Origin of the sequence: Streptomyces camponoticapitis (genome assembly GCF_014646115.1) — a bacterium.
GTDB lineage: Bacteria > Actinomycetota > Actinomycetes > Streptomycetales > Streptomycetaceae > Streptomyces > Streptomyces camponoticapitis.
In genome coordinates this window covers 162,062-184,874 of sequence record NZ_BMMV01000015.1, presented here as the reverse complement: position 1 = coordinate 184,874, position 22,813 = coordinate 162,062, and the positions used below count along the sequence as shown (strand labels likewise).

Sequence of the window (22,813 nt, the reverse complement as noted above, 5' to 3'; positions counted from 1 at the left end):
TGCCGAGTCATGACAGCCCCAGCTCGTTGTCGATGAAGTCGAAGATCTCGTCGTCCGTCGCGCTGTCGATCGCCACGTTCGTTCCCTGCCGTTCGGCGTCGTCCAGGCCGTCCAGCTTCTGCAGGAGGGCCTGCATCCGTGCCACGACCGCGGTACGGGCGCCGGGCGCGACGGTCCCGAGGCTGCCCTCCAGCCTGTCCAGTTCGGCGACCACCGTCCGCGGAAGCTCCTCCGAGGCGCTTTCGGCCCCTTCGGGTGCCAGCTCCGCGCGGAGCATGGAAGCCAGCTGAACCGGCGTCGGGTAGTCGAACAGGGTGGTCGGAGGCAGCCGGAGCCCGGTGGCCTGGTTGAGGTTGTTACGGAACTCGACAGTGGTGAGCGAGTCGAGCCCCATGTCCAGGAACCCGTTGTCGGGGTCGATGGCGTCCGGTGAACCGTGGCCGAGGACCGCGGCGACCTGGCCGTGGATGTAGGTGAGCAGGATGTCCAGCTGCGCGGCCTCGTCCTGGGACGAGAGCAGTCGCTGCCGCAGCGCGTTCGGGGCCGTGGTGCCGCCCTGGGCCGCGGCGCGCCGGCTGCGGGGGCGGACCAGTCCGTGCAGGACCGGCGGGACCGGGGCGTCGCCCTCGCCCAGCCGGGCGAGGTTGAGCTTGGCGGGTACCAGCAGCGTCCGGTCCGAGGCGAGCGCGACGTCGAGCAGGGCGAGCGCCTGCGCCGTGGGCATCGCGCCGATGCCGCCGCGGTCCAGCCGCGCCCGTCCGGCCGGGTCCAGACCCGCCGTCAGCTCGCTGGTCTGCGCCCACAGGCCCCACGCCAGGGAGAGGGCCGGCAGGCCCCGCCCCCGGCGGTGGGAGGCGAGCCCGTCCAGGAAGGTGTTCGCCGCCGCGTAGTTGGCCTGACCGGGGTTGCCGATCGCGCCGGCCGCGGAGGAGAACAGGACGAACGCGGCCAGGTCCATGGACTCGGTCAGCTGGTGCAGGTGGTAGGCGGCGTCGACCTTCGGCCGCATCACCGCCGACAGCCGCTCCGGCGTCAGCGAGGAGAGCGCGGCGTCGTCGAGCACGCCGGCCGTGTGGAACACACCGGTCAGCGGGTGCGCGTCGGGGATCGACTTCAGAAGTCCGGCCGCCGCCTCGGCGTCCGTCGTGTCGCAGGAAGCGATGCTCACCTCGGCGCCCAGTGCCTTCAGCTCGGCGGCCAGCTCCGTCGCACCGTCCGCGGCCGCGCCGCGCCGGCTCGCCAGGAGCAGATGCCGTACGCCGTGCCGCTCCACCAGGTGGCGGGCCAGCAGGCTGCCGAGGGTGCCGGTGCCGCCGGTGATGAGTACGGTCCCCTCGGGGTCGAACCCGGCACCGGTCACTTCGGCGTCCCCGCCGTCCTCCTGGGTGGGCAGCGTCGCGTGCACCAGTCGAGGTACGAGCAACCTGCCCTCGCGGACGGCCAGTTGCGGCTCACCCGTGGAGAGTGCCGCCGGGAGCGCGGCGAGAGTGGCGTCCGAGCCGTCGATGTCGACGACCACGAACCGGTCGGGGTACTCCGACCCCGCCGTACGCATCAGACCCCATACCGCGGTCCCCGCCGGGTCCGGCACCTCCTCGCCGTCCTCCGTGGCCACCGCGTTCCGGGTCACCACCACCAGCCGCGAGTCGGCGAGGGCGTCGTCCGAGACGAAGTCCCGGATCAGCCTCACCAGTTCGTCGACCGAGGTGTGGGTGTGCGCCGCGAGGTCGTCGCCGTCGAAGCGTCCGGGCCCGGCCAGCACGATCTTCGGCGGCCTGGCGCCGTTCGACGCCGGCCCGCCCAGTGTGGCGAGGGTGGAGTGGTCCACCACGTCGACCCCGGCTCCGCGGAGCGCGGCCGTCAGGTCCGTCAGACCGAGTCCCGCCCACCGGCCGCCGTCGACGGACGCCGGCGCGGAGAGGGGGCTCCAGCCCATCTCGTACAGGGCGTTGCTCTGCTGGGCACGGGCGGCGGCGACCTGGTCGGAGGCCACCTCACGCATGGACAGACCGGTGATGGTCAGGACCGGGGCGCCGGTGGGATCGGCCACCGCCAGCGACATCAGATCCCGCTCGGAGCGGGTCAGCCGCACCCGCAGCCGGGACGGGCCGAAGGCGTGCAGAGCCACACCGCTCCAGGAGAAGGGCAGCCGTACGGCGTCCGACCCGTACCAGAAGAGCATCAGCGGGTGCAGTGCCGAGTCGAGGAGCGCGGGGTGGATGCCGTACGCCTCGGGGTCCGTGCCCTCCGGGAGCGCGATCTCCGCGTAGAGGGTGTCACCGACCCGCCAGCCCGCCTTGAAGCCCTGGAACAGCGGCCCGTAGTCGTATCCGCGCCCGATGAAGCCCCGGTAGAACTCGTCCATCTCGACGGCCTCGCCCTCCGCGGGCGGCCAGACCGTCAGATCGAAGTCGGGCTCCGGCGCCGAGCCGGTGAGGAAGCCACTGGCGTGCCGCGTCCACTCGGCCGCCTCCTCGGCGACCTCGCTCTCCGGTGCCGAGTAGAGGGAGAACGGTCGCCGCCCGCCCTCGTCCGCGGCGCCCACGGTGACCCGCAGCTCCCGGCCACCCTGCTCGGGCACCGCGAGGAACGCGTGGTGCGTGAGCTCTTCGATCTGGTCGCAGTCGACGTACCCGCCGGCGTGCAGCAGGAGATCCACGAAGGCGACACCCGGCAGCACGACCGTTCCGTGCACCACGTGGTCCCGCAGCCAGGGCTGCGCCTTGAGGGAAACCCGGCCGGTGAACACCGCGCCTTCCCCGTCGGGCAGAGGGATCGCCGCCGTGAGGAGGGGGTGCCCCGAGCCGTGTCGGACCTTTGAGGCGGGAGCCGCCTGGTCCAGCCAGTAGCGCTGGCGCTGGAAGGGGTACGTGGGGAGGTCGGGCCGGGTCCGGCGAGAGGGCAGGTGGGCGGTGAGGTCGGCGGGAGCGCCGGCCGTGTGCGCGGTGGCGAGGGCGGTGAGGAGTGCGGCGGCCTCGCGGTGTCCCTTGCGGAGCACGGAGGCCGGGGTCGAGGCGTGGGTGCCGTTCGTGGTGCTGAGGGTTTCGTTGGCGAGGGTGGTGAGGACGGGGTCGGGTCCGAGTTCGAGGTAGTGGCGGGTGCCGAGTCCGTCGAGGGTGGTGATGGTGTCGGCGAAGCGGACGGCGTCGCGGACGTGCTGGACCCAGTACCGCGGGGTGGTGATGCGGTGGTCGGCGAGTTCGCCGGTGACGGCGGAGACGATCGGGACGGTCGGGCTGTGGTACGTCAGATCCGCGGCGACGCGTTCGAACTCCTCCAGCATGGGATCCATGTGAGGGGAGTGGAAGGCGTGGGAGACCGTCAGGCGCCGTGTCTTGACACCGGTTTCGGCGAGCGTCTCCGCGATCTGGGTGGCGGCCTTCTCGTCGCCGGAGATGACGATCGAGTCCGGGCCGTTGACCGCGGCGATGGTGACGTGGTGCTCGTGGCCCTCCAGCAGCGGGAGGACCTGTTCCTCGGTGGCACGCAGGGAGATCATGGCGCCGTTGGCGGGCAGGGCCTGCATGAGTGAGCCGCGTGCGGCCACGAGTCGGCAGGCGTCGTTCAGGGTGAAGATGCCGGCGACGTGGGCGGCGGTGATCTCACCGATCGAGTGTCCGGCCAGATGGTGGGGCGTGACACCGAACGATTCGACCAGGCGGTAGAGGGCGGTCTCGATGGCGAAGAGCGCGGACTGGGTGTACCGGGTCTGGTTCAGCAGGGTGGGGTCGTCGGCGAAGACGACGTCCTTGACCGGGACTTCGGCGTTCAGATGCCGGTCGAGAGTCGTGCAGACCTCGTCGAACGTGTCGCGGAACACCGGGTACGTGTCGTACAACTCCCGGCCCATACCGGCCCGCTGCGCACCCTGTCCCGTGAAGAGGAACGCGGTACCGCCCTGGCGTGCCGTTCCGGTGACGACGGTACGTGAGGTCTCGTCTTCGCTCAGCGCGAGGAGTCCCGCGAGGAGTTCGTCACGACCCTCACCGACGACCACGGCGCGGTGCTGGAACTGGGACCGGGTGGAGGCGAGCGCGTGGGCGACCTGGTCCGGCCGCACCTCGGTGTCGCGTTCGAGATACGCGCTCAACTGCCGCGCCTGGTCGCGGAGCGCCTGCTCGGTCTTGGCGGACAGGAGCCAGGGGACCGTGGTGACCGTCGGCTCGGTGTCGTGCGCCGACTCCGGGTGGGTCGGGGTGGGAGCTTCCTCAAGGATCAGATGGGCGTTGGTGCCGCTGATGCCGAAGGAGGAGACGGCGGAGCGGCGCGGGTGGTCGGTCTCGGGCCAGGCACGCGCCTCGGTGAGGAGCTGCACATTGCCCGACTCCCAGTCGATCTGAGGACTGGGCTCGTCCACGTGGAGCGTCCGGGGGAGTGTCCCGTGGCGCATGGCCTGGATCATCTTGATGACTCCGCCGATACCGGCGGCGGCCTGGGCGTGTCCGATGTTGGACTTCAACGACCCGAGCCACAGGGGCTCTTCGCGGTTCTGACCGTAGGTCGCGAGCAGTGCCTGGGCCTCGATCGGGTCGCCGAGGGGCGTTCCGGTGCCGTGTCCTTCGACCGCGTCGACCTGGTCGGGGCTGAGCCCGGCGCCGGCGAGCGCGGCGTTGATGACGCGCTGCTGGGACGGTCCGTTGGGGGCGGTGAGGCCGTTGCTCGCGCCGTCCTGGTTGACGGCCGAGCCGCGGATGACGGCAAGCACGGTGTGGCCGTTGGCCTTGGCGTCCGACAGACGCTCCAGCAGGACCATGCCCGCGCCCTCGGCCCAGATCGTGCCGTCGGCAGCGCCCGCGTACGACTTGGCGCGGCTGTCGGGAGCGAGCCCGCGCTGGCGGCTGAACTCCATGAACATGCCGGGGTTGGCCATGATCGTGGCGCCACCGGCGAGAGCCATGGTGGATTCGCCGTTCCGCAGCGACTGGCACGCCAGGTGCATCGCGACGAGCGAGGAGGAGCAGGCCGTGTCGACGGTGACCGCCGGACCCTCCAGACCCAGCGTGTACGAGATACGTCCCGAGGCGACACTCGCCGTCGTACCCGTCAGCAGGTAACCCTCGACGGGTTCGTCACTCTGGTGGGTGAGCGAGACGTACTCCGCCGCCGCGACACCGGCGAAGACGCCGACCGGCTTGCCGCGCAGGGCGTCCGGGCGGATGCCCGCGTTCTCGAACGTCTCCCACGTGGTCTCCAGCAGCAGCCGCTGCTGGGGGTCGAGGGCGAGCGCCTCGCGGGGGCTGATGCCGAAGAACTCGGGGTCGAACCGGTCGGCGTCGTAGAGGAATCCGCCCTCACTGGCGTACGACTTCCCGCGCACGTCCGGGTCGGCGTCGAAGAGGTTCTCGATGTCCCAGCCACGGTTGTCCGGGAAGGCCCCGACCGCGTCGCGCTCGTCCACGACCAGCTGCCACAGCGCCTCGGGCGTGTCGGCACCCGGGAAGCGGCAGCCCATACCCACGATCACGATCGGGTCGGCCGCGTCGCTCCGCGACGACGCGCCGCGCGTGGTGCGGCGAGCCACCTGGTTACCCGCCTCGGCCTGCCCGCTGCCCACCAGCTGGCCCCGGATGTAGCCGGCCAGCACGGTGGGGGTGGGGTAGTCGAAGAGCAGCGTGGAGGGCAGTCGCATCCCCGACGCCTTGTTGAGCGAGTTGCGCAGCTCCACGGAGCTGAGCGAGTCGAACCCGAGCTCCTTGAACGAGTGCACGGGGTCGATCGAGTTGGGCGATCCGTGTCCGAGGACGGTGGCCACGTGGTTGCGCAGGAAGTCGAGGATGATCTTGTCCTGCTCGGCCTCCGGACGGCCCGCGATCGCCTGGCCCAGCGCCCCGGCCTCCGCTCCGGCGCCGGCCGACTGGGCGGCGCTGCGCAGGGGCGTACGGACGAGACCGCGGAAGACCGGCGCGACCGGGACCGTGGCGGCGCGGGCACGCAGCCCGGCCAGGTCGAGCTTGGCCGGGACCACCACGACCTGATCGGCTTCGAGAGCCGCGTCGAAGTGGCCGAGCGCCTGTTCGGCGGGCATCGGCAGCAGACCGCCGCGGTTCATCCGCGCCTGGTCCTGCTCGTCGAGCGTGTCGGCCATGCCGCTCTCCCACAGACCCCACGCGAGGGACTTCGCGGGGAGTCCGGCGGCCCGGCGGTGCTCGGCGAGTTCGTCGAGGAAGACGTTCGCTGCCGCGTAGTTGGACTGTCCGGGAGAGCCCAGGACACCGACCACCGACGAGAACATCACGAAGGCGTTCAGATCCAGGTCGCGGGTCAGCTCGTGCAGGTTCCACGCGCCGTCCACCTTCGGACGGAGCACCCCGTCGAACCGCTCCGGACTCAGCGCCGTGACGATGCCGTCGTCGAGGGTTCCGGCGCAGTGGACCACCGCGCCGAGCGGGTGCTCCTGCGGCAGGCTCGCCAGCAGCGCTTCCAGCGAGTCCCGGTCGGCCGTGTCGCAGGCCGCGATCGTGACCTCGGCGCCGAGTTCGGCGAGTTCCTCGGTGATGGTGCTGTCCGCCGTACGTCCGCGCCGGCTCGTCAGCAGCAGCTTCCTCACGCCGTGCTCGGTGACGAGGTGACGGGCGAGGAGCGTGCCCAGCGCGCCGGTGCCACCGGTGATGAGGACCGTCTTGTCCGGGTCGAACGGCGCCGCGGACGCGGTCGCGCCGGAGTCAGTGGAGCTCGCGCCGACACGGGCGAGGCGAGGGGCGAGAAGCCGGCCGTCACGAACGGCCAGTTGGGGCTCGTCGGTGGCGAGAGCCGCCGGGAGGGCCCGCAGGGACGAATCCGAGGAGTCGAGGTCGATCAGTGTGAACCGGTCGGGGTGTTCCGTCTGCGCGGTGCGGATCAGTCCCCACACCGCCGCTCCGGCCAGATCGGCCTCGCCGCCGGTACCCATGGACATCGCGCCCCTGGTGAGGAGCACCAGGCGGGAGTCGGGCCGATCGTCGGACAGGAGCGTCTGGACGAGGCCGAGCACGCGATGCGTGAAGGAGCGGGCGGTCCGCGCCGGGTCGCTGCCGGGCTCGGAGACGCACCAGGCGAAGACCACGTCCGGCCTGGTGGTGTCGTCGCCCGGGGCCGTCGGAAGCGTGATGGCGTCCGGCGCCACCTCGACCGCCGCGCCGAGCGGCGAGAGTGCCGCCGCGACCTGGGCGTTGCCCGGGTCGGCGACCACGGCCCACCTGGCGCCGGCGCTCTGCGTCTTGTCATCGACCGACTGGACCTCGGTCCAGTCGACCTTGTACAGCTCCCCGGCGTCGGCCGCACGGGTGGCGGCGAGCTGGTCGGCGCCGACCGTACGCATGGCGAGGGAGTCGATCGTCATGACCGGCGTCCCCGTCTGGTCGGCGATGACCAGTGACGCGGTGTCGGGTGTGGTCCACGTGTGGCGGATCCGCAGGGAACTGGCCCCTGTCGCGTGGAGCGAGACACCGGCCCAGGAGAACGGCACCCGGATCGAGTCGTCCGCCTCGGTCTCGCCCATGATCAGCGCGGCCGGCTGGAGCGCCGAGTCGAGCAGACCGGGGTGGATGCCGTAGTCGCCGGGATCGGCGCCGGTGGGCAGGGAGACTTCCGCGTACGTCGTGTTGCCGTCCTGCCAGGCCTTCTTGAGCCCCCGGAACAGCGGTCCGTAGCCGAAGCCACCGTCGGTGACCCGGCGGTAGAACTCCGCCACGTCCATGGTGTCCGAGATGTCCGGCGGCCAGACCTCGTTCCTGAGCGAGTCGGCACCCGCGGGGACTTCCCTGCGCTCGGCTCCGAGCGCTCCCGTGGCGTGGAGGGTCCAGTCGGTCTCGACCGGAACGTCCTCCGGCCGGGAGTAGAACGCGAAGGCCCGGCTTCCGGAGCTGTCCGCCGGCTCGACGAGAAGCCTCAGCTGAAGGGCGGCACGCTCCGGCACGGCGAGGAACACGTGGTGGGTGAGTTCCTCGATGTGCTCACAGTCCACATGGCGTGCCGCGTGGAGAAGGAGGTCGACGAAGGCCACACCGGGGACGATCATCGTCCCGAAGATGATGTGCTCGGCCACCCAGTCCGGATCGTTCCCCGAGACGCGGCCGGTGAACAGGTGCCCGCCGCCGTCCGGGAGTTCGGCCAGCGTGGTCAGCACCGGGTGACTGGTCGCCGTCAGCCCCAGACCGTCGGCGCCCGAGGTGGGCTTCGCCGCCTCCAGCCAGTAGTGCTGGCGCTGGAAGGGGTAGGTGGGCAGGCCGGGCGCGGGGGCCGCGCTCTCGCCGATCACCGGGGTCCAGCGGACCTGCGTGCCGTTGGCGTGCGCGGTGGCCAGGGCGGTGAGGAAGCTCTGGTTCTCGTCCCGGTCGCGGTGCAGGGTCGCGACGTGGATGGCGTCGACGTCGTCCGGCACACTGTCCTGTGCCATGGCGGTGAGGACGGGGTCGGGTCCGAGTTCGAGGTAGTGCCGGGTGCCGAGCCGGTCGAGGGTGGTGATGGTGTCGGCGAAGCGGACGGCGTCGCGGACGTGCTGGACCCAGTACTGCGGAGTGGTGATGTAGTGATCGGCGAGTTCGCCGGTGAGGGCGGAGACGATCGGGACCGTCGGGCTGTGGTAGATCAGCTCTCCGGCGACGAGTTCGAACTCGTCCAGCATCGGCTCCATGTGGGGCGAATGGAAGGCGTGGGAGACCGTCAGGCGCCGTGTCTTGACACCGGTTTCGGCGAGCGTTTCCGCGATCTGGGTGGCGGCCTTCTCGTCGCCGGAGATGACGATCGAGTCCGGGCCGTTGACCGCGGCGATGGTGACGTGGTGCTCGTGCCCTTCGAGGAACGGAAGGATCTGCTCCTCGGTGGTGCGCAGCGAGATCATGGCGCCGTTGGCCGGCAGGGCCTGCATGAGCGAGCCGCGGGCGGCCACGAGCCGGGACGCGTCGTCGAGGGAGAAGATCCCCGCGACATGCGCGGCGGCGATTTCACCGATCGAGTGTCCGGCCAAGTACTGAGGCGTGACACCGAACGATTCGACCAGGCGGTAGAGCGCGGTCTCGATCGCGAAGAGCGCGGACTGGGTGTACCGGGTCTGGTTGAGGAGTTCCGGGTCGTCGGCGAAGACGACGTCCTTGACCGGGACTTCGGCGTTCAGATGCCGGTCGAGAGTGGCGCAGACCTCGTCGAACGTGTCGCGGAACACCGGGTAGGTCTCGTACAACTCCCGGCCCATACCGGCCCGTTGCGCACCCTGTCCCGTGAAGAGGAACGCGGTCTTGCCGGGGTGGGGCGTGCCACGGACCAGCGCGGGGGACGGCTCACCGAGGGTGAGCGAGCCCAGCGCGCGGTCGAACGCCTCGTGCTCGTTCCCGAACACCACGGCTCGGTACTGGAACTGGGCCCGGGTGGTGGCGAGAGCGTGGGCGACCCGGTCGGGACGCACCTCGGGGTTGAGTTCGAGGTACGCGCGCAGCTGCCGCGCCTGGTCGCGGAGCGCCTGGTCGGTCTTGGCGGACAGGAGCCAGGGGATGAGGGCCGCCTGGGGCGTGTCCTGCTCCTGGTCGTTCTCCACGGGCTCCGGCGTGACCGGGGCCTGTTCGAGGATGACGTGGGCGTTGGTGCCGCTGATGCCGAAGGAGGAGACGGCGGAGCGACGCGGGTGGTCGGTCTCCGGCCAGTCGCGGGCCTCCGTCAGCAGCTGCACATTGCCGGACGTCCAGTCGATGTGCGGGCTGGGCTCGTCCACGTGGAGCGTCTGCGGCAGGGTGCCGTGGCGCATGGCCTGGATCATCTTGATGACTCCGCCGATACCGGCGGCGGCCTGGGCGTGTCCGATGTTGGACTTCAACGAGCCGAGCCACAGGGGCTCTTCGCGGTCCTGGCCGTACGTCGCGAGCAGTGCCTGGGCCTCGATCGGGTCACCCAGCGGGGTGCCCGTGCCGTGGGCCTCGACCGCGTCGACCTGGTCGGCGGTAAGACCGGCTCCGGCCAGCGCGGCGTTGATGACGCGCTGCTGAGAGGGACCGTTCGGAGCGGTGAGGCCGTTGCTCGCACCGTCCTGGTTGACCGCCGAGCCGCGGATGACGGCCAACACCGTGTGGCCGTTGGCCTTGGCGTCCGACAGCCGCTCCAGCAGGACCATGCCCGCGCCCTCGGCCCAGATCGTGCCGTCGGCGGCGCCGGCGAACGACTTGCAGCGGCCGTCGGGCGCCAGCCCGCGCTGGCGGCTGAACTCCAGGAACATGCCCGGGTTGGCCATGACGGTGGCGCCACCGGCGAGAGCCATGGTGGATTCGCCGTTCCGCAGCGACTGGCACGCCAGGTGCATCGCGACCAGAGACGACGAGCACGCCGTGTCGACCGTGACCGCCGGACCCTCAAGACCCAGTGTGTAGGCGACTCGCCCGGAGGCGACACTCGCCGTCGTACCCGTCAGCAGGAAGCCGTCGACAGGCTCGCTGCCCTTGTGGACGAGGGAGCCGTACTCCTGGGTGACGACACCGGCGAAGACGCCGACCGGCTTGCCGCGCAGGGCGTCGGGGCGGATGCCCGCGTTCTCGAACGTCTCCCACGTGGTCTCCAGCAGCAGCCGCTGCTGGGGGTCGAGGGCGAGCGCCTCACGGGGGCTGATGCCGAAGAACTCGGGGTCGAACCGGTCGGCGTCGTAGAGGAATCCGCCCGTGCGGGCATAGGTCCTCCCGCGCACATCCGGGTCGGGGTCGAACAACTCCTCAAGATCCCAGCCGCGGTTGGAGGGGAAGGAGCCGATGGCGTCCACCCCCTCCGTGACCAGCCGCCACAGCTCGTCCGGCGTGGTCGCGCCACCGGGATAGCGGCAACCCATACCGATGACGGCGATCGGGTCGTCGTCGTCGCGCGGGGCCACGGGGACGACGGCGGTGACCACCGCGTCCTCCACCGGGGCCTCGTCGTCCACGAGTTCGTCCCTGAGGTGGGTGATCAGCGCGTCGGGCGTCGGATGGTCGAACAGCATCGTGGACGGCAGGTGCAGTCCCATCGACTCGCCCAGCACCATAAGGAGTTCGATACCGGCCAGCGAGTCGAAGCCGAGGTCCTTGAACGAGCTCTCGGGGTCGATGGCGAGCGGCGAGCTGTGACCCAGGACGGCCGCGACGTGCTTGCGCAGCACCTCCAGGAGGAGTTCGCGCTGCTCGTCCTCGGACACGCCGGCGAGCCGCTGACGCAGCGACGACTCGTCCACGGCCTCGCCGCTTCGCTCGGCGGGCGGTGCCTGGGCGGGAAGCAGTTCGGCGAGCAGCGGCGACAGCATAGAGGCCCGCTGCGAGCGTGCGCCGGAGACGTCGACACCGGCGGGCACGAGCACCGCTCGCGCCGTCGCGAGGGCCGAGTCGAAGAGCCCGAGCGCCCGCTCGGTGGGCATCGGCGCCAGTCCGCCGCGGTTCATGCGCGCCCGGTCCTGCTCGTCCAGAGTGTCGGCCATACCGGCTTCCCACAGACCCCACGCGAGAGACTTCGCGGGGAGTCCGGCGGCCCGGCGGTGCTCGGCGAGCTGGTCGAGGAAGGAGTTGGCGGCGGCGTAGTTCGCCTGTCCGGGAGAGCCCAGGACACCGACCACCGACGAGAACAGGACGAAGACGTCCAGGTCCATGTCCTTGGTCAGCTCGTGCAGGTTCCACGCGCCGTCCACCTTCGGACGGAGCACGTCGTCCAGCCGGTCCGGGGTGAGCTCCGTGACCACGCCGTCGTCCAGGACACCGGCGCAGTGGACCACCGCGCCGAGCGGGGACTCCTCCGGGAGACCCGCCAGCAGGGCTTCGAGCGACTGCCGGTCCGACGCGTCGCAGGCCGCGACCGTGACCTCGGCGCCGAGTCCGGCCAGCTCCGCGGTGAGGGTGCTGTCCGCCGTACGGCCGCTGCGGCTGGTCAGCAGCAGCTTCCTGACGCCGTGCCGGGTGACCAGGTGGCGCGCGAGGATGGAGCCGAGGGCGCCCGTTCCTCCGGTGATGAGCACGGCGCGCCGCGCGTCGAACGTCGCGGGAATCGCGCCGGGGGTCAGCCGCGCGAGGCGCGGAACGAAGAACCGCCCCTCTCGCAGGGCCAGTTGGCGCTCTCCCGTGGAGAGGGCGGCCACGACCGCCTCGTCGGAGGCCCGCGAGCCGTCGACGTCGATCAGCGTGAACCGGTCCGGGTGCTCGGACTGGGACGACCGGATCAGTCCCCAGACCGCGGCACCGGCCATGTCGGCCGACACGTCGCCGGCTCCGGTGGACATCGCGTTCTCGGTGAGGACCACCAGACGCGAGTCCGGCGCTCCGTCGGCCAGGACCGCCTGGAGCAGACGCAGTGCGTCGCGCGTCCGGGCGTGTGCCGCCTCGACCGGGTCCGCGCCGCCGGTGGCGAAGCGGGCGACGACCGTCGATGGCCGCGCCGCGCCGGCCCGCAGAGAAGCGCGCAGCGCCTCGGCGTCCGGGAACGACTCGGCCGCCGTACCGAGCGCCGCGAGTACGGCGGACACGCGCGGGTCACGGGTGTCTCCGACCACGGCCCAGCCGGCGCCGTCGGGGCGGGAGGCGGCGCGCGGCGGCGCGGGTACGGCGCGCCAGGCGACCTCGTGGAGCGCGCCGTCGCGGTCGGGCCTGGCCGCTTCGAGCTGCTCGGAGCGGACTCCGCGCATGGCGAGGGAGTCCACGGTCAGGACCGGCGCACCGGACGGGTCGGTCACCGTCAGGGCGACCGTCTCCGGTGTCGAGCGTACGAGCTGGACCCGCAGGGCGCGGGCCCCGTTCGCGTGGAGTGCCACGCCGCTCCAGGAGAACGGCACCAGGAGCGTGCCGTCCGTCCGGGTCGATGCCAGGGCGATCGGGTGGAGCGCGGAGTCGAGCAGGCCGGGGTGGACGCCGTACGAGCCCGGGGCGGTCCCTGTGGGCAGGGCCACCTCGGCGTACAGCGTGTCGCCGTCCTCCCAGGCGGCGCCGAGCCCCTGGAAGACCCCCTGGTAACCGAATCCGGCCTCGGCGATCCGCCGGTAGAAGCCGTCGGTGTCCAGAGCCTGGGCGGAGGCCGGGGGCCAGGCCGCGTCCGCCGCCGGAAGGGCCGGCGGTACGGCGGGTGCCGTGCCGAGCGCACCGGTGGCGTGGCAGGTCCAGTCGGCGCCGAGCGGGGCGTCCTCGGGCCGTGAGTGGACGGCGAAGGTCCGGCGCCCGGAGTCGTCCGCCGGCCGGACGACGACTCTCAGTTGGAGGGCGCCGTGCTCCGGCAGGGCCAGGAAGACATGGTGGGTGAGTTCCTCGATACGGGGGCGCCCCACCAGGGCCGCGGCGTGCAGCAGCATGTCGACGAAGGCCACGCCCGGCATGACCGGGGTGCCGAAGACGGCGTGGTCCGCCGCCCACGAGGGCGCGGAGGCGTTGACGCGGCCGGTCAGCAGGAGCCCGCCCGGGTCGGGAAGCTCGGCGGCGGTGGTGAGCACCGGGTGCCCGGTGGCGGTCAGCCCCGCCGAACTCACGTCCCCTGTCGCCTCGGTGGCCGTGAGCCAGTAGCGCCGGCGCTGGAAGGGGTACGTGGGGAGGTCGGGCCGGCTGTCGGGGACGGGCAGATGGGTGGTGAGGTTCGCCGGGGCGCCGGCCGTGTGCGCGGTGGCGAGGGCGGTGAGGAGCGTGGTGGCCTCGGCGTGCCCCTTGCGGAGCACGGCCGTGGGGCTGGTGGTCCTACGAGACTTGGTGAGGGTCTCCTTGACCAGCGTGGTGAGGACGGGGTCGGGTCCGAGTTCGAGGTAGTGGCGGGTGCCGAGTCCGTCCAGGGTGGTGATGGTGTCGGCGAAGCGGACGGCGTCGCGGACGTGCTGGACCCAGTACTGCGGAGTGGTGACGCGGTGGTCGGCGAGCTCGCCGGTGACCGCGGAGACAACCGGAATCATCGGCGTGTGATACGTCAGATCCGCGGCGACGCTTTCGAACTTCTCCAGCATGGGATCCATGTGGGGCGAGTGGAACGCGTGGGAGACCGTCAGACGCTTCGTCTTGACACCGGTCTTGGCGAGGGCGTCGGCGATCTGGGTGGCGGCCTCTTCGTCGCCGGAGATGACAACCGATTTGGGCCCGTTCACGGCGGCGACGGTGACGTGGTGCTCGTGCCCTTCGAGGAACGGAAGGATCTGCTCCTCGGTGGTGCGCAGCGAGATCATGGCGCCGTTGGCCGGCAGGGCCTGCATGAGCGAGCCGCGGGCGGCCACGAGCCGGCAGGCGTCGTTCAGGGTGAAGATGCCGGCGACGTGGGCGGCGGTGATCTCACCGATCGAGTGTCCGGCCAGATGGTGGGGCGTGACACCGAAGGACTCGACGAGGCGGTAGAGGGCGGTCTCGATGGCGAAGAGCGCGGACTGGGTGTACCGGGTCTGGTTGAGGAGTTCCGGGTCGTCGGCGAAGACGACGTCCTTGACCGGGACCTCGGCGTTCAGATGCCGGTCGAGAGTGGCGCAGACCTCATCGAACGTGTCGCGGAACACCGGGTACGTGTCGTACAACTCCCGGCCCATACCGGCCCGCTGCGATCCCTGCCCGGTGAACAGGAAGGCGGTGGTGCCTTCCCGGGCCGTACCGGTGACGACCGCGCGGGAGGTCTCGTCGTTGCTCAACGAGCGCAGACCCGCGAGGAGTTCGTCACGACCCTCACCGATCACCACGGCACGGTGCTGGAACCGCGCGCGAGTCGCGGTGAGCGCCTGGCCGATGTGCGCGGGGTGGAGATCGGGCTGCGCGGTCACGTGGTCGAGCAGCTGCCGCGCCTGGTCGCGGAGCGCCTCTTCGGACTTGGCGGAGAGGAACCAGGGCACCAGGCCCGCCTCGGGCGCGTCCTGCTCCTGGCCGCTCTCCACGGGCTCCGGTGTGACCGGGGGCTGCTCGATGATGAGGTGGGCGTTGGTGCCGCTGATGCCGAAGGAGGAGACGGCGGCCCGGCGGGGATGATCCGTCTCCGGCCAGGCACGAGACTCGGTGAGGAGCCGCACATTGCCGGACGTCCAGTCGATGTGCGGGCTGGGCTCGTCCACGTGGAGCGTCTGCGGCAGGGTGCCGTGGCGCATGGCCTGGATCATCTTGATGACTCCGCCGATACCGGCGGCTGCCTGCGTGTGCCCGATGTTGGACTTCAACGACCCGAGCCACAGGGGCTCTTCGCGGTTCTGACCGTAGGTCGCGAGCAGTGCCTGGGCCTCGATCGGGTCACCGAGAGGCGTTCCCGTGCCGTGGGCCTCGACCGCGTCGACCTGGTCGGCGGTAAGACCCGCTCCGGCGAGAGCGGCGTTGATGACGCGCTGCTGAGAGGGACCGTTCGGAGCGGTGAGGCCGTTGCTCGCACCGTCCTGGTTGACCGCCGAGCCGCGGATGACGGCCAACACCGTGTGGCCGTTGGCCTTCGCGTCCGACAGACGCTCCATGAGCACCATGCCCGCGCCCTCGGCCCAGATCGTGCCGTCGGCGGCGCCGGCGAACGACTTGCAGCGGCCGTCGGGCGCCAGCCCACGCTGCTGCCCGAACTCCACGAACATGCCGGGGGTCGCCATGACCGCGACGCCGCCCGCCAGGGCCAGCGAGCAGTCACCGACACGCAGCGCCTGCGCGGCCTGGTGCATCGCGACGAGCGACGACGAGCACGCCGTGTCGACGGTGACCGCCGGGCCTTCCAGACCGAAGGTGTACGAGATACGCCCGGAGACGACACTCGCGGTGTTGCCGGTGAGCAGATAGCCGCCCAGCCCGTCGTCGCCCTCGTGCAGCCTCGGGCCGTACTCCTGCGACATCGCGCCCACGAACACACCGGTGCTGCTTCCCTGCAGACCGTCCGGGTCGATCCCGGCGCGCTCCAGAGCCTCCCAGGTGACCTGGAGGAGCACCCGCTGCTGCGGGTCCATCGCCGTGGCCTCGCGGGGGCTGATGCCGAAGAACTCGGTGTCGAACTCGGCGGCCTCGTCGAGGAATCCGCCGTGCCGCGTGTACGTCTTGCCGCGCACCCCGGGCTCGGGGTCGTACAGGGCCTCCAGGTCCCACCCACGGTCCGTGGGGAAGCCCGAGATCGCGCTCGCACCGTCGTCGACGAGCCGCCACAGCTCGTCCGGCGTGCTGGCGCCGCCGGGGTAGCGGCAGGCCATGCCGACGATCACGATCGGGTCGTCGGCGTCCAGCACCGATCCCGACCGCGACAGTGCGGACGCGGCCGAGGAGATGTCGTCGCCCAGGGCCAGTTCGATCAGCCGCCGGGCGAGCCGGGACGGGCTCGGGTGGTCGAACACGACGGTCTCCGGCAGGTTCAGCCCGGTGATGTCCACGAGGTTCTGACGGAGCTGGACCGCCATGGTGGAGTCCATGCCCAGCTCACGGAAGGCCTGGCCGACCTCGACCGTGTCCGTGCTCAGGTGGCCGAGGACGATCGCGGTACGCAGCCGGACGAGCTCCAGCGCGACACGGGAGCGCTCGTCCGCCGGCAGGCCGGCGATCCGTCCGGCCCATGACGAGCCCGCGGCGGGGGTCTCCTCGCGTACGGCTTCCGGGAGTTGGGCGGTGCCGCGGGTGCCGGGCTCGAACGCGGTCGAGACCTCCGGCCAGTAGCTCTCGCGCTGGAACGCGTACGTCGGCAGCGCCACACGGCCGGGCGCCCGGCCGGCGAACACGGCGGACCAGTCCACGGGCAGACCGCGAACGTGAAGCTCCGCCAGGGAGGTCAGCAGCTGCGGCCACGGAGTCTCGTTGCGGCGCAGCGAGTCCACCACCACCGCGTCGGGCAGCGTCGCGCGCAGTCCGACCGTGAGCACGGGGTGCGGGCTCGACTCCACGAACGTGCCGAAGCCGTCCTCGGCCATGGCCCGGAGGGTCGACTCGAAGAGGACGGGCCGACGAAGGTTGGAGAACCAGTACTCGGCGTCGAGCCCTGCCGTGTCGATGGCGCCCGCGGTGACCGTCGAGTAGAACGCGATGTCGCACGAACGCGGCGTCACTCCGGCGAACTGCTCCAGCAGCCGGTCCTTGATGGCGTCCATGTGCGGCGAGTGGGAGGCGAAGTCCACGGCGGAGACGGCCTTCGCGCGGATCCCGTCGCTCTCGCAGCGGGCCAGCAGCTCGGCGACGGCCTCGGGGGTTCCGGCCACGACCGTGGTGCTGGGCCCGTTGACGACGGCGATGCTCAGTCCGTCGCCGAAGGGCTCGATGTACTCGGCGACCCTGTCGGCCGCCAGCGGCACCGACGCCATCGCTCCGGTACCCGCCAGCGTCATGATCGTCCGGCTGCGCAGGGCCACGATCCTTGCGGCGTCCGCCAGGTCGAGCGCGCCCGCGATGTGCGCCGCGGCGATCTCGCCCTGCGAGTGACCGATGACCGCGTCGGGCCGTACGCCCAGCGACTCCCACACCCTGGCGAGCGAGACCATCACCGCGAAGAGCACGGGCTGGACGACGTCCGCGCGGTCGAGGGCCGTCGCGCCGGACTCGGCGGTGAGCGTGTCCAGCAACGACCAGTCGACGTACGGGGCGAGGGCTTCGTGGCACGCCTCGATCGACGCGCGGAAGACCGCCGACGTGCGCATCAGCTCGCGCGCCATGCCTTCCCACTGCGAGCCCTGCCCCGGGAAGACCAGCGCGATCTTCCCGTGCTCGCCGGTGACACCGGTGACGAGCCCCGGCACCTCGGCGCCGGTCCTCAGCGCCTCCAACTGCGCGTCGTGGTCGAGCCCGAGGGCGACGGCGCGGTGTTCGAAGTGGGTACGGGTGCCGGCCAGCGACCGGCCGATGTCGAACGCGTCGGCGTCCCCGGTACGCCGCTCCAGCAGCCGCCCGGCCTGGGCGCGCAGAGCGGCCTCCGTACGCCCGGACACCAGCCACGGGGCCAGCGGCAGCTCGGGCTCGTCGCCCGCCGGCGCGGCCTCGGGAGCGGCCCGCTCGGGCGCCTCGGCGAGGACGACGTGGCAGTTCGTTCCGCCGACACCGAAGGAGCTCACACCGGCAAGCAGCGGCGCGTCCGGCCAGGGGCCGGACGCGGTCTGGACACGCAGATTGAGCGCCTCGGGATCGATGCGCGGGTTCGGCGTCTCGTAGTTGAGGCTCGCCGGGATCTCGCGGTGCCGGATGCTCAGCGCCGTCTTGATGAGGCCGACGATGCCCGCCGCGCCTTCCAGGTGCCCGACGTTGGTCTTGGCGGAGCCGACGAGGACGGGTGAGCCCGCGGGACGCGCGCTGCCGTACGTGGCGCCGATACCGGCCGCCTCCAGCGGGTCGCCGGTAGGGGTGCCCGTGCCGTGGAGTTCCACGTAACGGACCTCGGCCGGGTCCACGCCCGCGTCCTCGCACGCCTGGCGCAGCACCGTCGCCTGCGCCTCGGCGCTGGGCACGGTGAGTCCGTCGGTGGAGCCGTCGTTGTTGACCGCGCTGCCGCGGATGACGCCGTACACGGTGTCGCCGTCGCGCACCGCGTCCGCGAGCGGCTTCAGTACGACGACGCCGCCGCCCTCACCGCGTACGTACCCGTTGGCGCGCGCGTCGAAGGTGAAGCAGCGCCCGTCGGGCGACAACCCGCCGAACATCCCCGCGACTTCGGCGCTCTCGGGTGCGAAGTTCAGCGCCACACCGCCCGCCAGCGCGAGGGTGCACTCACCCTTGCGCAGGCTCTCGACCGCCAGGTGCACCGCCACGAGGGACGACGACTGGGCCGAGTCGACCGCCATGCTCGGGCCGTTGAGGCCCAGCGCGTAGGAGACCCGGTTGGCGATGACGCCGCGGTTCAGACCCGGCAGCGAGTGCTGCGTGATCGCGCCGCCTCGGTGGGCCAGCGCCGCGTAGTCACCGGCGATCGCGCCGACGATGACGGCGGTCGCGGTGGACCGCAGAGTCTCCGGGACGATGCCCGCGTCCTCCAGCGCCTCCCAGGCCAGTTCGGCGAAGAGCCGCTGCTGGGGGTCGATCGCCACGGCCTCGCGCGGCGAGATCCCGAAGAACGCCGCGTCGAACTGGTCCACGCGGTCGAGGAACCCGCCGTGGCGCAGCGCGGCGCGGTGCCGCTCAGGCGAGTCCGGCAGCACCTCGTCCGGGTCCCAACGGTCCTGTGGTACCTCGCCGATCGCACTCCGGCCCGACCGCAGCAGCTCCCAGAAGGCGCTGGCGTCGGGTGCCTGGGGGAGGCGGCATGACATGCCGGTGATAGCGATTGCATCCGTACCGTGAACAAGATCACTCGACATGATGGCGAGTGCCTCCCTCATCGCGCGCTTCGAAAACGCCGGGCAGGCGTTCGTCTTGAGGGAACGATCATCATCTCCGCCGCTCGCCCCCAGCTACCCGTAGAGCCCCCTAGGACGGCTTTGTCAGGGGTACCCCTGGGGACCGCCCCCGCTTGGGCTCCAGGACAGACGGAAGTCCGCCTGCCCGTTGGTGAACGGGCAGGCGGACCGGGCCCCTTGTGGGGGGCGTCGTACGGATCAGACGGACTCGTAGCTGACCGCGTGCGCTCCCTGGAGGAGCTGCTCGCGATTCCTGATGCCCATCTTGCGGTAGACGCGGGTCAGATGCTGTTCGACGGTGCTGACCGTGATGAACAGCCTCTCGGCGATCTCACGGTTGGCGTACCCCTGCGCGGCCAGCATCGCGACGCGTCGTTCGGACTCGCTGAGCGTGCCGAAGCTGTCCTGTGCCACGCGGTCGGGACCGCGGGACCCCTCGGCCGGCCTCGTGTCCATGCTCTGCGGCATGGACGTCGGCAGCAGGGCCTGGCAGAGGGACTCCGCCTGGCAGCTCTTGGCGAGCCGCCACGCCCGCCGTGCGGTCGGCCGGGCCCGCTTGTCGCCCAACTGCTGGTAGGCCCGGCTGAGATCGGCCAGGACGGCGGCGGCCTCGTACCGCGCTCCGCTCGCCTCCAGCAGCCGGAAGGCGTCCCGCAGGATCGGCGGCTGCTTGGCCGTCGCCTGGACCAGTGCCAGGGTGTGCAGGGTCATCCCGCGCGAGCGGGTGAGCCCCATGTCGGGATGGGCGAGCTGCTTCTCGATGAGCCGGGCGGCCTGCTCCCGGTCGCCCAGCCGCAGCCACACCTCGGCCTCTCCGAGCCGCCAGGGCGCCAGGGAGGGGGAGTCGATGTTCCAGCGCCGCATCAGCGTGCCGCACTCCTGGAAGTCCGACAGGGCGAGATACGTGTTGCCGGTCGCGAGGTGGTGACGGCCGCGCGCGTACAGGTAGTGCAGCCCCGCGCGGGTGAGGAAGAGCGCCGGCGGAGGCTCGGCCGCCAGATGCTTGGCCGCGGCCTGGTGGTTGCCCATCGCGGTGTGGGCCTCGACGAGCACGGTCAGCGCCAGCGCGCTGCTGACGTTCCATCTCGGCCCGGACAGCCGGGAGTAGGCGGTCTCCGCCTGGCGTACGGCGTCCGCCAGGCGTCCGCGCCGCAGCGACAGGAGCGCTCCGACGCCTTCGATCTGGGCGCGCCAGCCGGGGGCGTCATGGCCTTCCATCTCGGCCGCGACCAGCTCGTACCACGTGGCGGCGGAGTCGAGCTGATCCGCGTAGCACAGGGCCAGCAGTGCCTTCGGCAGGCCGCTGAGCCTCGATGTCGGCCGGCTCTGGCTGCCCTGGAACACCTGCTCGGCCAGGGCGATGGCGTACTTGTCCGCGCCGTTCTCAAGGACGAGCGCGAGGGCGTGGCGTGCCCTTAATTCCGCGTGGGACGTCGCCGGGGCGGTCGTCGCCGGGAGCGGACGGTTCAGCCGTTCGAGCAGGCCGGGGACTTCGGCGGCCATGAGCATCCGGGTGCTGTGCAGTGCGTTCGACAGCTCCTCGTCGCCGGTGTTGACGTGGTCGACGACTTCCAGCGCCTCCTCGAAGTTGAGGTGGAACAGCATCCCCTCGGCGACCCACAGGGCGTCGTTGCCCGCGAGCTTCCCTTCGAGGATGGGGCCCTTGAGCGCGCGGAAGTGCGGGCCGGACTCGGCGGGTCTGAGCTGCCACTGGCCGTACGCGTAGAGCGACTTCGCCGACAGACGCTGTCCCTCGTCCGATGAGCACTCGCAGGCCAGCTCCAGATAGCGGATGCCCTGCGGTACGTCCCCGTCCTCCATGGCGTGGGAGGCGGCCTCCTGCAGTACGGGCAGCACCCATCCGTCGTGCAGCGGACCGACGCTGAGCAGGTGCATGGCGACGGCTTGCGGCGGCGCCCCGCCCTCGTTCAACAGGCAGGCGGCGCGGTACCGCTGCTGGGTCGCCTCGCCATGCGGCATCTCACCGAGGACCGCCTGGCGTACGCCGGCGTGCCGCAGTCGCACGCCGTCCAGCACACCCATGCTGGTGAAGAGCCGTATATAACGTTTCAACAGTTCGGGGTCGATACCGCTCAGCCGGCTCAGCAGAAGAGGCGTCGTCGACTCGTCCAGCAGGGCGAGGCACCGGGCGAGCCGGACCGCGCGCGGACCGAGCCGGTGCAGATAGGCGAGGACCGCCTGGTAGAAGACGGGGCCGATCGACGCCCCGCCCTCGGTGGTCGTCTGGCGGCCGGGGCCCTCGGTCGTCTGCTGGGGGACCGGCCCAGGGACGGACTCGGACGCGGCGCGCAGCCGGTGCTCCTCGATGAGCGCCAGCGCGAGCAGCGGATTTCCGCCGCTCAGCCGGTGGATCTCGACGATGAGCCGGTCCGAGGGCAGGACCGGGAGGCGGCTCGCGGCCAGCCCCATGATGTCCACGCGCGAGAGCGGCTCCAGATGGAAGTGGCGGGCGCTGGTGCGGTACAGCAGGTCGTCCAGGACGCGAGCCGGCTGTTCGTCGACGGAGACCCCGTGCGTGAAGACGAGCGTGAGCGAGAGCTGGGTCAGCCGCTGCGCCAGGTGGCGCAGGCAGGTAAGGGTGGCGGTGTCGGTGTGCTGGATGTCGTCCACCGTGATGAGCACGGGACGCCAGGTCGTCAGTTCGGCGATGACCTGGTAGGTCCGCCGTGCGACGGTCAGCGGATCGTCGTGGGCCCCGGGCGGGGCGAGCGCGGCGGCCACCTCGGCCTGCCTGCCGGGACGGAGGCTCCCCGGGCCCCCGTCGCCCGGACCGTCGGTGGCGACGCACTGGGCCTCGATCGAGTGGAGCAGCTGCGCGAGGGCGCTGTAGGGCACCTCGCGCTCGTGGGGCGAACTCACCACGCTGAGCACCGTGCTGCCCGCCGAAGTCGCGCGCTCCGCCAGCGCGTTGAGTGTCGTGGTCTTCCCGACCGCGGTCGAACCGCTGATCGCGGCGATGGCCCCCCTGCCTCGCGTGGACTGGATCAGCAGATCGTCGAGCTGTTCGAGTATCTTGTCCCGTTCCTTCAACACTACGAGCCTTCCCCCCCTGTTTACACCTTTTGGTCGTGCATCTGGTCTCCGTTTCCGGCGCAGCGAGAAACGGAACCCAGTCGTCAATATGAGAAGCATAGTGACCGTATTCGGTCACCACCCGGCGATAGGATAATCGCTGTGGCGCTAGGGAGTAGTAAGAGCCGCTGTGCGAAATCTCCTAGTAACCTCAGCGGCGATTACCGGCTCGTAGGGAACTTTCGAGGGCCCCGCGGAGCCTGGTCTGGTGCCGTACGGGGCGAATTGCGAGGGTGCCGACGCCTGGAGTCGGTCGCTTCACGGACTGCCTGTACTACGATACGGTCCTCACCTCCGGCCACGGTTACCAAAAGACGCGCCGTCGTCGATTCAAGCGCGGCGGCTTGCTTTCGGCCAAACCCGAAGACCAGCGACGATCTGGCCTCGGCGGCCAAGACGGAATCCATACGCGAAGGGTTCCGGTCGTGACGCGTTCATCACCGGGATAGGTGAACTCGGTGTTACCGGTCAGTTCGTACGGCCCGAGCGGCGGAGCCGCGACGCGGGCCCCGGTGCGCACGTGCGGAGATCGCCGCGGCGGCG

2 protein-coding genes are annotated in these 22,813 nt (G+C 71.4%); both read right to left on the bottom strand.

Going from position 1 to position 22,813, the window contains the following annotated elements; translation table 11 throughout:
• Nucleotides 1-7 precede the first annotated feature (7 nt).
• Entirely contained in the window at nt 8-19,159 is a 19,152-nt protein-coding gene (locus IEY79_RS22880) for a type I polyketide synthase (RefSeq protein WP_444544902.1), read from the bottom strand.
• A 216-nt stretch (nt 19,160-19,375) separates the two neighbouring features.
• Nucleotides 19,376-22,231, bottom strand: coding sequence for a helix-turn-helix transcriptional regulator (locus tag IEY79_RS22875; RefSeq protein WP_229701049.1), 2,856 nt, complete (start codon nt 22,229-22,231; stop codon nt 19,376-19,378).
• Nucleotides 22,232-22,813: the final 582 nt, after the last annotated feature.

What these genes read in the sequence shown, in the direction of transcription:
- IEY79_RS22880 (WP_444544902.1), bottom strand. Translation starts at nt 19,159, where the DNA reads ATGAGGGAGGCACTCGCCATCATGTCGAGTGATCTTGTTCACGGTACG.